At 65.3% G+C, this 14,042-nt stretch carries 2 protein-coding genes; one reads left to right on the top strand and one right to left on the bottom strand.

Annotated elements, in window-relative coordinates; all coding sequences use genetic code 11:
* Positions 1-10: 10 nt before the first annotated feature.
* Complete coding sequence (locus ACFXHE_RS36075) at positions 11-703, bottom strand: hypothetical protein (RefSeq protein ID WP_379389149.1); 693 nt, start codon at positions 701-703, stop codon at positions 11-13.
* A 611-nt stretch (positions 704-1,314) separates the two neighbouring features.
* On the opposite strand from ACFXHE_RS36075, the gene ACFXHE_RS36070 reads away from it, so the two are divergent.
* Positions 1,315-13,632, top strand: a complete 12,318-nt coding sequence (locus tag ACFXHE_RS36070; RefSeq protein WP_379389148.1) for an amino acid adenylation domain-containing protein — start codon at positions 1,315-1,317, stop codon at positions 13,630-13,632.
* The last annotated feature ends 410 nt before the right edge of the window (positions 13,633-14,042 follow it).

Here is a 14,042-nt window from a genome sequence, read left to right as displayed (position 1 = left end):
GGCGCACGAGTCAGTTGTGAACTGCTATCTCTTTGTTGATGGTCTGCGCCAGTCGTTCAACATGCCCCAGACGGACGTAGTTCGTCTCGTGCGGACCCGTGAGAAGGCTCGCGGTCGCCATGAAGTACTCGCCACGTTTGCTGTGCCAAAGTCTCCGAGCCGCCGGATATCGCGCGAGCTGCTCCCTGATCGAGGCATCCACCAGACGCCCGCGCCAATCGATCACGGCTTCATCGGTCGAGAGATCGAAATATTCGAATAGTTCCGGCACCATTCGTAAGGAACTTCCAGGGGCCAGAGCAGTGGTGAGGTCTCCGCGAGCAGCCGCCCAATACGCCGGTACCTCATCGATTTCTCTCTCGCCCAGAATTCCGTAGCCACCGGGATCGTTTCCGACTGCATGTCCGCGCGGACGAAACGGGTCGGAAATAAGCGCGCATGCCGCTATCGGTGATCCGCCTCCGCCGAATTCCGACGCCACATCTCCTACGACTGCGGCTCCCTGTGCATAGCCGACCAGAATAAGTGGACGAACGCTGCGATGAACTTCGCGCACGACAGCGGCCTTGACGATCGATCGACTGCCCAGGCACGCCAACGTCCGAGGATTGAAACGATCCCGGTCCAGTGCATCGGCAAAAGTATGCGTTACCGAATGGTGTGCCGATGTCCATCTAGCACCCACGATGAGCACATCGATCATGAACCTCACCTGGGTCTCTGGGAATACGAAAGGCGCAGTAGTCGCAGTCCGGCAGCAAATCTAATGCGGGTAGGCAAGATGATTGCATTTCAAAACCGCGATACCCTCACGTCGTCCGATCTAGATCCCACAGCCACACTGGACACATCATATGACCACATTCAGCACGCACTCACCCGGGTATTCCCACCCATGGGAATACCCGGGTGACCCGTATTCAGCCCTTGGGCTGCAGCGTGTCGTTCAAGGCGAGCTGCCAACACCGCCCCCGTCGCCCCTGGAAGAAATGCGGTGCGGCACCGCCCCCTAGCCGTTGAAGGCTTTTGCGCTGAAGGCGGGGCCGCCTCGCGACGGCACAACCCTATGCGATATCCGCATACGCACAGAGCTCTGCGGTGACGGCCGTCGCATGAAAACTAGCGTGTAGCGAGCTCGACTCATCTGCACGCGTTCTCATACCTGGGAAGGCATTCGCGGGATGGCCGAAGAACGTACCGCGCCCCTTCCCAGCAGTGGGAATAGGCGAGATCGGCCGATTCACTACTTTCGTCAGGGCTCCACTGATCGCGGCGGGCCATGAGGTGAATTGCTGTCGAAGGGTTGAGATTCGTATGCAGTCGGTGCGTCGTTCCCCACGTGGCACTCGCCGCCGCACCCACTTCCTTTCCTTCGCGCAGGTGCTGACAGCGGCGGCCGACTCACACGCCGATTCCATCGCACTCCACTTCGACCCGACCGGAATGCCCGAGGATCAACGCGTCCTGACCTACCGGGAACTCGACGAATCATCCACCCGGCTGGCTCGCGAACTGATCGCGCGGGGAATAGGCCCGGGCGACATGGTCGCCGTCGGCATCCGGCGGTCGGTGGAATCGATACTGTCGGTCTGGGCGGTAGCCAAGGCCGGCGCGGCCTACGTCCCCATCGATCCCGGCTATCCCGCCGACCGTATCGAGCACATCGTCACCGATTCCGGCGTCGTGCTCGGTCTCACTACCGCCACACACCGAGATTCCCTCGGCACACACATCGAATGGCTCGAACTCGACGATCCGGCCCTCCGAGCTACCGTGGATGCGCGTGCCGCGCACGCCATTTCCTACCTCGATCAAACTCGCCCGCTGCCCGGCCACGCCGCCTACGTGATCTACACCTCCGGTTCGACCGGCAAACCCAAGGGCGCGGTGATCACGCACTCCGGCATCGCCACCATGGCGCTGGTCGGAGCCCGCTACCTGGTCACCAGCCAGTCACGGGTACTGCATCTGAGCTCGCCCAGCTTCGATTTCTCGATCATGGAGATGCTGTTCACCTTCGCGGCCGGCGCGACATTGGTCATCGCCCCGCCCACCATCTTCGGTGGCCCCGAACTGGCTGATCTGATACGCAGGCAACACGTTTCGCACCTTCTCATCACCCCCGGCGCATTGGAATCGGTCGATCCGACCGGGCTCGGGGAGGTCCGCGTCGTGGTGTGCGGCGGCGACCGCCTGGGCTCGGATCTGGTATCGCGGTGGGCCACCGACGGCCGCAGAATGTTCAACGCCTACGGCCCCACCGAAGCCACCGTCATGGTCACCACCGGGGAAATGCTGCCGGATCGACCGGTCACCGTGGGCTCGGCGATCGACGGCGTCGGCGCCTTCATCCTGGACGCGCGGCTGCGACCCGTCCCCGAGGGCGTCATCGGCGAGCTGTACCTCTCAGGTGCCGGCCTGGGCCGTGGCTACCTGAACCGACCCGCCCTGACCGCGGAGAGATTTCTGGCCAACCCGTTCTGGGCCACCGACGGAACGTCCGGCAGTCGGCTCTACCGGACAGGTGATCTGGTGCGCCGCGGTCCTGACGGCCTCATCGAGTACCTGGGCCGGTCCGATTTTCAGGTCAAGATCCGTGGCCTGCGCATCGAACTCGGCGAGATCGACAGCGTCCTCACCGCACACCCGGACGTGGCTTTCGCCGTGACCCTGGGCACCACCCTGCCCTCGGGCGCCACCGGACTGGTCGCCTATGTCCTGCCGCGCGCGGGTGCAGCGCTCGAATCGGGCGAGCTGTTGCGGTTCGCGGCAGAGTCATTGCCCGCCTATATGATTCCCTCGGCGCTGGTCCTGATCGACGAGATCCCGCTGACCCCGGTCGGCAAGCTGGACCGCGACAGGTTGCCGCAACCGGAATTCGCCGCCCGGGAATTCCGTGCCCCCACCACTCCCGCCGAGGAGACGATTGCGACCGTATTCGCGGCGCTGCTCCTGCCGACCGGAGCCGACACCCGAATCGGGCTCGACGACGACTTCTTCGAATTGGGCGGCAACTCACTGCTCGCGGCGCAAGCCGTCGCCCGCATCGGAGACTCGCTGGGAGTCCGCGTCTCGGTGCAGTCGCTGTTCGAGGCCTCCTCCGTCGCCGGTCTCGCCGCCCTGATCGCCGAAACGGCAGGTGGTCGACGAGGGGCACGCTTGCGAGCGATGCCGCGCCCGCCGCAGATCCCGCTGTCCTACGCACAACAGCGAATGTGGTTCCTCAACCGCTTCGATCCGGCCAGCGCGGTCGACAATATGCCCTTCGCCGTGCGCCTGAGTGGCCCACTGCACATCACCGCCCTCACCGATGCAGTCCGTGACCTGGCACAACGACATGAAGTGCTGAGAACCTTCTATCCCGAACTCGACGGTGTCGGACGTCAGGAGATACTGCCACTCACCGATTCACGCGCAGTGCCGACGGTCACGGTCCTCGATGTGCGCGAGGACGAACTGCCCGCACTCATCGCCGAGACAGCTACGGCCGCATTCGACCTGACCGCCGCACCACCGATTCGACTGCGGTTGCTGCGACTCGGCGCCACCGAACATGTCGTGGTCTGCGTGGTTCACCACATCGCGGGCGACGGAATGTCGATTCGTCCGCTGACCCGTGATCTCATGACCGCCTACCTGGCCCGTACGCGTGCGACCGCACCGAGCTGGGACCCGCTGCCTGTGCAGTACGCCGATTACACGCTGTGGCAGCGCGAGGCCCTCGGCTCGGAGGACGATGAGCAGTCCGTGCTCGCCCAGCAGATCGCCTACTGGCGCGAGCGGCTCGCCGACCTGCCCGATCAGCTCGACCTGCCCTCGGATCGGCCGCGACCGGCAACCGCGTCCGGGCGCGGCGCCACCTACGACTTCCACCTCGACGCAGCACTGCACGCTGCCTTGACTCGGATTGCGCAGCAACACAATTCGACACTGTTCATGGTCCTGCACGCCGCGCTGGCGATTGTGCTGGCACGGCAGAGCGGCACACGCGACATCGCCATCGGCACACCGATCGGCGGGCGCGGTGAGGCGGCACTCGACGACCTGATCGGAATGTTCGTCAACACCCTGGTGCTGCGGGCCGACATCGACCCGAGTCTGTCGTTCACCGACCTCATGCACCAGATTCGGCGGTCGGACGCGGGCGCCTTCGGCCACGCCGACGTTCCCTTCGAACGGCTGGTCGAGGTCATCAACCCGCCGCGATCGCCCGGTCGGAATCCGCTGTTCCAGGTGATGCTCTCGTTCCACAACATGGAAACCGGCACCATGCAACTGCCAGATCTCACGATCTCCGGTGTCGATCTGCAGACGCACCTGGCCAAGATCGATCTCGATCTGACCGTCATGCCGGGCGACGCCGACGGTGAACCCGCCGGAATGGCCGCCACGTTCATCTACGCCACCGACCTGTTCGACGAGGGCACCGTCGCCACGCTGGCCGATCGACTGCGGCGAACCCTGGCCGCCGCTGTCCAGCAGCCGCAGCTCCCCATCGGCGACCTCGACCTACTCGGTGACGACGAACGCCGGGCAATGCTGGTGGACCGCAACGAGACCGCGCATGCGCTCGCACCCGAGTTGCTGCTGGACGGCTACCGCAGAGCCGTCGCCCAGTATCCGACTCGGGTCGCGGTCGCCTTCGACGGCGAGGTCTTGACCTATGCGGAGTTCGACGCACAGGTCAATCGATTGGCGCGCTTGCTGATCGCGCGCGGAGTCGGGGCAGAGTCGTTGGTAGGTCTCGCGATTCGCCGGTCATCGGATCTTGTCGTCGGCATGTATGCGATCCTCACCGCGGGCGGCGCGTATGTGCCGCTGGATCCTGATCACCCCACAGATCGCATCAGGCACATACTCGATGTCGCCCGACCCGTCTGCGTGCTGACCACCTCCGCCGATGCGATCGATATGCCGTTCGGTATCGACATCGTGCATACGGATGCCGTTGCGCTGCAATCCTTCTCGGCGGCACCGGTCACTGCGAACGAATTGCGGCGTCCGATGGGGCCGGACAATCCGGCCTACGTCATCTTCACTTCCGGTTCGACCGGTCGCCCCAAGGGCGTGACCGTCAGTCACCGCGCCATCCACAACCAGATCAGCTGGATGTTGAGCGAGTACCCGATGGGCCCTGACGACGCTTACTTCCAGAAGACCGCAACCACCTTCGACGTGTCTCTCTGGGGCTATTTCATGCCGCTGCGAAGCGGTGCGAGATTGGTGATCGCCGACCACGACGGTCACCGCGACACCGAGTACCTGACTGAAACCATTGCCGCACAGAACATTACGGTCACCGACTTCGTGCCGTCCATGCTCACCATGTTCGCGGCCCACACCCGCCCGGGCAGCATGCCCTCATTGCGCGACATCTTCGTCATCGGCGAGGCCTTGCCACCGGAGACCGTCACGGCCACGCGCGCTTTGGGACCGGGCATCCGAGTCCACAACCTCTACGGACCGACCGAGGCCGCCGTCTCCATCACCTCCTGGCTCGCGGACGGAACCGATCGAACCAGCGTGCCGATCGGATTGCCGCAATGGAACAGCCAGGTGTACGTGCTCGATGCTCGCCTGCATCCCGTCGCGGCCGGAGTCCCGGGCGAACTGTATCTCGCCGGTGACCAACTGGCCCGCGGCTACCTGGGCCGCCCCGACCTCACCGCGGACCGATTCTTGGCGAACCCGTTCGGGCCGAACGGTTCCCGTATGTACCGCACCGGCGACCTGGTGCGCTGGCGTGCCGCGGACACGCAGCGGCCGGCGCGACTCGAGTACATCGGTCGCACCGATTTCCAGGTCAAATTCCGCGGTCAGCGCATCGAGCTCGGCGAGATCGAGACCGCGCTGCTGGCGCATCCCACGGTCTCACAGGCCGTGGCGTTGGTCGTGGCGACCCCGCTCGGAGATCACCTGGTGGCCTACGCCGTGCCGACACCCGGCGCGGTCATCGACCCGCAGTCGCTACTGGCTGCTGCCGCGGACAGCCTGCCCGCCTACATGATTCCATCCACCGTGGTGGCCCTCGACGCCCTCCCGTTGAACACCAGCGGCAAACTGGATCGCAAGGCCCTGCCGGAACCGGTCTTCGGCACCCGCGAATTCCGCGCTCCCGCCGGCGATTCCGAGATCACGGTAGCCCGCGTGTTCGCGGATGTCCTCGGCCTCGAGCAGATCGGCGCGGACGACGATTTCTTCGCCCTCGGCGGCAACTCGCTGATGGCTACCCGCCTTGCCGCACGCCTGGGTGAAGCGCTCGGAACCCGGGTTGCGGTACGCGAACTGTTCGACACCTCGACCGTGGCCGCCCTCACCGCACGGCTGGTACAGGACTCACAACCATCGGAACGCCCGCGCCTGCAGCCCATGCACCGACCCGATCACGTGCCATTGTCGCTTGCGCAGCAACGCATATGGGTGATCAATCAGATCGATCCGGCCTCCCCCGCGTACAACCTGCCCTTCGCGATCCGTCTGACCGGCACGTTGCGTGTCGACGCGCTACAGCAGGCCCTCCTCGATGTCCTCGAGCGGCACGAGGCCTTGCGCACCCGATTCCCGATAGCCGACGCTCTCCCCTTCCAGGACATTCTCTCCGCCGACGCGGTGTTGCCTCACGGGCTCGAGGTCGTCGCGGGCAGTGCCTCGGTCACCGACCGCGTCGTAGCGATGATGACCGCGGGTTTCGACGTCACCGCGTCCGCGCCACTGCGCGCCCGCCTGTTCACCGACGCGGCGGCCGAAGAACACATCCTGGTGCTGATCGTCCACCACATCATCGCCGACGGGGCCTCCTTGGCTCCGCTGGCTCGTGATCTGGTGACCGCGTACCTGGCACGCAGCCATGGCAGTGCTCCGGCCTGGACTCCACTCGCGGTGCAATACGCGGACTTCACGCTGTGGCAGCGATCGACGATCGGGAGCGACGACGACGAGAACTCCATAGCCGCCGCACAATTGGCGTACTGGCGCGAGCAGCTTCGCGACCTCACCGACCGGGAGCTACCGACCGATCGGCCTCGACCCCACACACCGTCGCGGCGGGCCGGCACGATCGAATTCACCATGCCCGACGACGTGCACCGCGCGCTGGATGCCCTGGCACACGAGCATCGCTCGTCGCTGTTCATGGTGGTCCACGCCGCACTGGCAGCACTGCTGGCCCGGCTCTCGGGCGGCGACGACGTCATCGTCGGCACACCGATCGCGGGCAGGGGCGAGCAGGCTCTCGACGACCTGGTCGGCATGTTCGTCAACACCCTGGCGCTGAGGACCCGCGTCTACGGCGGCACTGCTTTCGCGGACCTCATCGACATCGTGCGCGAGACCGACCTGTCGGCCTTCGCACACGCCGACATCGCGTTCGAACGAGTCGTCGAGGTCGCGGCACCCACCCGCAACACCGGGGGAAGGCCCCTGATCGAAGTAATGCTCTCGTTCGAGAATGTCGAACGGGCAAGTCTGGAGCTGCCCGACCTGACCGTGTCAGCACTCGAAACCGGTGAGGTCGCAGCCAAATTCGACCTCCAGGTCCTGGTCGTGCCGCAGGTCGATGCCAACGGCACGATCGGCGAGATCATGATCGGACTCGTCTATGCGACAGACGTGTTCGACGAGCCGACCGTGGCCGCATTCGGCCGGCGCTTCGCGCGCGTGCTGGCGGCCATCGCCGCCGACTCCCACATCGCCGTGGGAGCCATCGACATTCTCGACGACAGCGAACGAGCACGTTTGCTCGCCGGGCCAACGCGGGCCACATCAGCCGTCTCAGTGACCACACCACATGTCGCGACCTTGCCGGAGCTGCTCGAGACCGCCGTCGAGCAGAATCCCGACGGTCTGGCGCTCGTACACGCCGATGCCGTCGAAACCCTCTCCACGATGGAGTATTTCGAACTCGACGAGCACTCGACACGCGTGGCGAGACTGCTCATCGACAGTGGTGTGGGCCCCGAAGATCGAGTGGCTCTGGCCATCACACGGTCCGTCGAGTCGGTCGTGGCGGTGTGGGCGATCGCCAAGACCGGCGCAGCCTTCGTGCCGGTGGACCCACGGTATCCGAGCGAACGCATCGCCTACCTGCTGACCGATTCGCGGGCAACCCTGGGTCTCACCGTGGACGCCGTGCGCGCCGAACTGCCCGACACCCTCGACTGGCTGATGCTCGACAGCACCGAACTGGCCCGGCGAATCGACGACTACCCGAGTGACCCGATCACCGACGCCGACCGGGTACGGCCGCTGCGCGCGGCTCACCCGGCCTATGTCATCTACACCTCCGGTTCCACCGGCCGCCCCAAGGGCATAGAGGTCACCCACGCGGGCCTCGCGGGCCTGTGTACGCAGCAGCGTGAACGCTTTCGGGTCACCAATTCGTCGCGCACACTGCATTTCGCCTCGCCATCCTTCGATGCCTCGATGCTGGAGCTGCTGCTGGCCGTCGGCGCAGCGGCGACCATGGTGGTGGTCTCCCCCGACGTCTACGGCGGCGACGACTTGGCGGCGGTGCTGCGCCGAGAGAAGGTGACCCACGCCTTCATGACCCCGGCCGCAGTGGCGTCGGTGGACCCGGCCGGACTGGACCGGCTGCGCGTCGTGGTGGTGGGTGGTGAACCCTGCCCGCCTGATCTCGTGCGGCGTTGGGTGACACCGATTTCCGGTCGGCGTACACGGGAGTTCTACAACCTCTACGGTCCGACCGAAACCACGATCGTGACCAATATCAGCGCCGCATTGACGCCGGGAAACCGGGTGACCATCGGCGGACCGATCCACGCTGTGGCCGAGTACATCCTCGATAGCCGGCTTGCGCCTGTCCCCGACGGAGTGGCGGGCGAGTTGTACATCGCTGGTGCACAACTCGGGCGTGGCTACGCGGACCGTCACGCTTTGACCGCCTCGCGGTTCGTGGCCAACCCGTTCGAACCGGGCGAGCGCATGTATCGCACCGGCGACCTGGTGCGCCGGGCCGGCGACGACATCGAATTCCTGGGACGCAACGATTTCCAGGTCAAGATCCGCGGATTCCGCATCGAACTGGGCGAAATCGACGCGCTGCTCATGGCCTACGACGGCGTGGACTTCGCAGCGACCCTCGGCCACCAGCTCGACAACGATGCGACGATCTTGGCTGCCTACGTTCATGCCGCACCAGGCGCCGAGGTGGATGTCGAGGCCCTGCACGCCTACGTCGCCGACCGATTGCCCGCACACATGGTGCCGAACTCGATCGCCCTCCTCGAGTCGATTCCATTGACCGCGACCGGCAAATTGGATCGCCGCGCGCTGCCGAAACCCGCCCTGCGGGTCAAGCAGTTCCGTGCCCCCACCGGGGAGCTCGAGACACTGGTCGCGAAGATCTTCGATGAACTGCTCGATATCGAAAATCCGATCGGTGCCGACGACGACTTCTTCGACCTGGGCGGCAACTCCCTCATCGCCACCCAGGTCACAGCCCGGATAGGTACGGCGATCTCGTCACAGGTGCCGGTGATCCTGCTGTTCGAGGCCTCCACGGTAGCCGGATTCGCGGCCCGACTGCTCGAGCACGACCGCCACCGGCGCCAGTCTCTGACGGCCGTCCCACGACCGCACCACATTCCGCTCTCACCCGCACAACAGCGGATGTGGCTGCTCAATCAGATCGACCCCGCCTCGACCGCCTACAACATTCCGCTCGCGGTCCGGCTTTCCGGTGTACTCGACACACACGCGTTGCAAGCTGCGATCACCGATGTCGTCGCCCGCCACGAAATTCTGCGCACCGTCTACCCGCGCGCCCACGACACGGCGGCTCTACCGGAACAGGTGATTCTGTCGGTAGAGCAGGCGGCCGTGGAAATGGAGATCCATGCGATCGGCGCGGCAGACGTCATCGCGGCGGTATCCGCGTTCATGACCGGCACCAGCTTCGACGTCACTCTCGAGGTTCCCATGCGGATCGCGCTGTTCGAGATCGCCGACAGTGACTCTGCGGAGTTCGTGCTGGCCTTGGTGATTCACCACATCGCCGGCGACGGCACCTCCATCGCTCCCCTCACCCGCGACCTGATGATCGCCTACACCGCCCGTGCACACCGACACGCACCCGAATGGGAGCCGCTGCCGGTGCAATACGCGGACTACACGCTCTGGCAACACAACCTGCTCGGGTCGGAATCCGATCCCGATTCCGTTGCCGCACGACAGATTGCGCACTGGAAGACCGCTCTCGCCGAGCTTCCCGAACAACTCGCGCTTCCCGGCGATCACCCGCGGCCGCCGACTCAATCCTTCGCCGGCGACACAGTCGCGGTCAGCGTCGACTCCGAAATACATTCTCGCCTGGCAGCTCTGGCACGTGCCCACAACATGACATTGTTCATGGTGGTTCACACCGCCTTGGCGGTGTTGCTGGCACGCCTCGCGAACGCTTCGGACATCGCCATCGGCACGCCGATGGCCGTCCGCGGCGACGCCCAGTTGGATGACATGATCGGGATGTTCGTCAACACCCTTGTCTTCCGAACCCGGGTGGATGCGGGGTCTTCCTTCGCCGAACTGCTCATGCGGCAACGCGAACCCGACCTCGCCGCCTTCGCCAACGCCGACGTGCCGTTCGAGCGACTCGTCGAAGTTCTCGATCCGCCGCGCTCGGCTGCTCGGCACCCGTTGTTCCAAGTCGGCCTGTCCTTCCAGAATCTGGCTCGCACCAGCTTCGAACTTCCAGGACTCGCGGTCTCGGCCGTCGACTTCGAGCTGGAAGTCTCCCAATTCGACCTGCACTGGATACTCAGCGACCACTACCGCGAGGACGGCCACCCGGCGGGAATCGACGGGGCACTCACCTTCGCGACCGCATTGTTCGATCCAGCCACCGCCCGAGGGTTCGTCGCGCGATTCATCCGGCTGCTGGCCGCCGTCACCACCGATCCCGCTGTGCCGGTCGGCGATATCGAACTGCTCGACGACGACGAACGTGCCCGCGTCCTCGAGCAGTGGAACTCGACCACCCGGCAGACCAGCACTCCGGCAACCCTGCCGGAGCTACTGGCGGCCTCCGTCGCACGAAACCCCAGTGCGCCAGCACTGATCTCGGCCGCCATCCGCATCAGCTACGCGGAGATGGACGAACGTGTCAACCGCCTCGCACGACACCTGATCTCCTTGGGGGTGGGCCCTGAACAGCGGGTCGTACTGGCTTTGCCTCGCTCGATGAACCTGGTCGTCGCCATGTACGCGGTATCGGTCGCAGGCGGAGCCTACGTACCAGTGGACCCGAACCAGCCGCCTGATCGCCTCGGCCACATCATCGAATCGACGGCGCCGATCTGTGTGCTCACGAACGCCGACGCCAGATTCCAGACCGCACTCGCACCGCTGGTACGACTCGATGAACTCGCCCTCGACACCGTCAGCGGAGCCCCTGTCTTCGATTCGGAACGCACAGCACCACTGCACGATTCGAACACCGCGTATGTCATCTTCACTTCCGGTTCCACCGGCCGCCCCAAGGGTGTGGCGTTGCCGCATGGCGCGGTCGTGAACCAGTTGCTGTGGAAGGTCACCGAATTCGGCCTCGACCCGGCGGATGCGGTGCTGCTCAAGACCGCCGCCACTTTCGACCTCTCGGTCTGGGAGTTCTGGTCCGCCGTCGCCTGCGGTGGCCGCATGGTCATCGCCGCGCCGGACGGGCACAAGGATCCGGCGTACCTGAACGAGCTCATGGCCCGCGAGTGGGTGACCACCCTGCATGTGGTGCCGTCCATGCTGGACGCGCTGCTCGCCGACGGGCTGCCGGATTCGCTGTGGCGCATCCTGGCCATCGGTGAGGCGCTGCCCGGACCGCTGGCGCAGCGCGTGCTGCGGGAGCGGCCGCGCACCGAGCTGTTCAACCTGTACGGCCCGACCGAGGCCGCGGTGTCGGTCACCAACCACCGGGTCACCGTCCGCGACGAGCTGTCGGTGTCGGTCGGCTCGCCCGAGTGGAACTCCCAGGTGTACGTGCTGGATTCGCGTCTGCGGCCGGTGCCGGTGGGCGTCTCCGGCGAGCTGTACCTGGCAGGCGCGCAGCTGGCGCGCGGCTATCACGGCCGTCCGGACCTCACCTCCGACCGGTTCGTGGCGAACCCGTTCGCCGCCGACGGTTCCCGCATGTACCGCACCGGTGACCTGGTGGCCTGGCAGGAGAACGGGGAGCTGGAGTATCGGGGTCGCACCGACTTCCAGGTGAAGATCCGCGGTTTCCGCATCGAGCTCGGCGATATCGAATCCGCGCTGCTGCGCCTGGATTCCGTCGCCTCGGCGGCCGTGGTCGCGCACACCGATCCGGTGCTCGGCGACCGCCTGGTGGCCTACATCGTGGGCAGCGACGGCGAGCCCGACAAGCAGCAGCTGCAGTCGGCGCTGGCCGCCGAACTGCCGTCGTACATGATCCCGTCGGTCTTCATGCCGCTGACCGCGTTGCCGCTCAACGCCAACGGCAAGCTCGACCGCAAGGCATTGCCCACACCTGTCCTTGCGGCACAGGAATTCCGTGAGCCGGTCACCACCCGGGAACGGACGGTCTGCGCGGTATTCGCCGAGGTGCTCGGTGCCCAACGAATAGGTTTGGACGACAACTTCTTCGAACATGGAGGCAATTCACTGAGCGCGACTCGATTGGCGAGTCTTCTCGGCCACGCGCTCGGACACCGAGTTCCCGTCATGCTGGTATTCACCACACCCACCCCCGCCGGGCTGATCGCCGCAATAGCCGAGCAGGACACCGGCAGCGCGGCATTCGACGTACTGCTGCCGCTGCGAACCACCGGCTCCGCGGAACCTCTGTTCTGTGTCCACCCGATCGGTGGCATCGCCTGGTCATTCGCGGGTCTGGCCGCACACCTCGACCATGACCGGCCGCTGTACGGATTACAGTCTCCAGCGCTGCGCGGCGACGAGCCACTTCCCGACTCGATCGAGGACTGGGCCCGCCGCTATGTGAAAGAGATCCGAACCGTCCAGCCGACAGGTCCTTACCATCTGCTCGGCTGGTCACTCGGCGGCGTCATCGCACACGCCATGGCGGTACAGCTACAGGAAGAGGGCGCGGAGGTCGCCTTGCTCGCCATGCTGGACAGCCACCTCGAAACCACCGGACGCACGGCTGCATCCCCACAGGGAGCAGTCCCACTCGCGGAGCTGCTGGGCGGCCTGCTCGGCGACGTCGCCGACACCTTGCCCAGCCTGGACTCCACACCGGAGCAACTGGCCCAGCAGCTCGCCGTACACGGAGAACCGTTCGCCTCCTTCGGCGCCGACCGAATCGCAGCGGCCATCGACAACGCCGCCCGATCAGCCCAACTCATAGGCAGCTACCACCCTCGCACATTCCACGGCGACCTGATGTATTTCACTGCCGCACAAGCCCTCTCGCCCGAGAGGCAAGGGGCCGACACGTGGATCGAAGTCATCGACGGACACATCCACAACACCCACATAGACGCCACCCACTGGCGAATGACCGGCGACAAGGCACTCCGGCACATCGCGGACGTGCTCGCGAAGGTCTTGACTACCCAGACGACCGCTGAGCGAGACGCGCCTCCTGCGACTCATCACTCCGACGTCAGTGCGCTGACCTGCAGCTTCGTCACTGAATGTCAGTAGTTCTCGTCACTGGAATGTCAGTAGATAAGTGGTTGCGACCTGCGGTTTTCCCGCACGGGAAGATGCGTGCGGGATTCGTCATCGCAGATGTCAGTGGGACGCTCGACTGCACTCGAAAGGGTGCTGAGCTGGCATTTCCGCCTGACCACCGATAAGCGCAGGTTCTCGGCACTTACCGGGGCCGAGGACTCTTATGGCGAAACCCCAGCGATGTCCGGGCCACTTCGAGGATGGTCGTTGAATCGTTCGGGGCTTCGTGCCCGAGCATACTCGGTGATGGACACGGCGAAGCTCGGTCCCAATCTGCCTGTTGATCCCGCGCGGCCCCCGGTGACAGCTACCGAACGCATTGGACCACGATCACGCTGGCGACACGCGGCGGTTTACTGACATTCCTGGTGACGAGCTTG

Source organism: Nocardia sp. NPDC059229 (assembly GCF_042754165.1).
Taxonomy (GTDB): domain Bacteria; phylum Actinomycetota; class Actinomycetes; order Mycobacteriales; family Mycobacteriaceae; genus Nocardia.
Note: the sequence above shows the minus strand (reverse complement) of the source record. Positions and strands in the feature narration are given on the sequence as shown.

What these genes read in the sequence shown, in the direction of transcription:
- ACFXHE_RS36075 (WP_379389149.1), bottom strand. Translation starts at nt 703, where the DNA reads ATGATCGATGTGCTCATCGTGGGTGCTAGATGGACATCGGCACACCAT.
- ACFXHE_RS36070 (WP_379389148.1), top strand. Translation starts at nt 1,315, where the DNA reads ATGCAGTCGGTGCGTCGTTCCCCACGTGGCACTCGCCGCCGCACCCAC.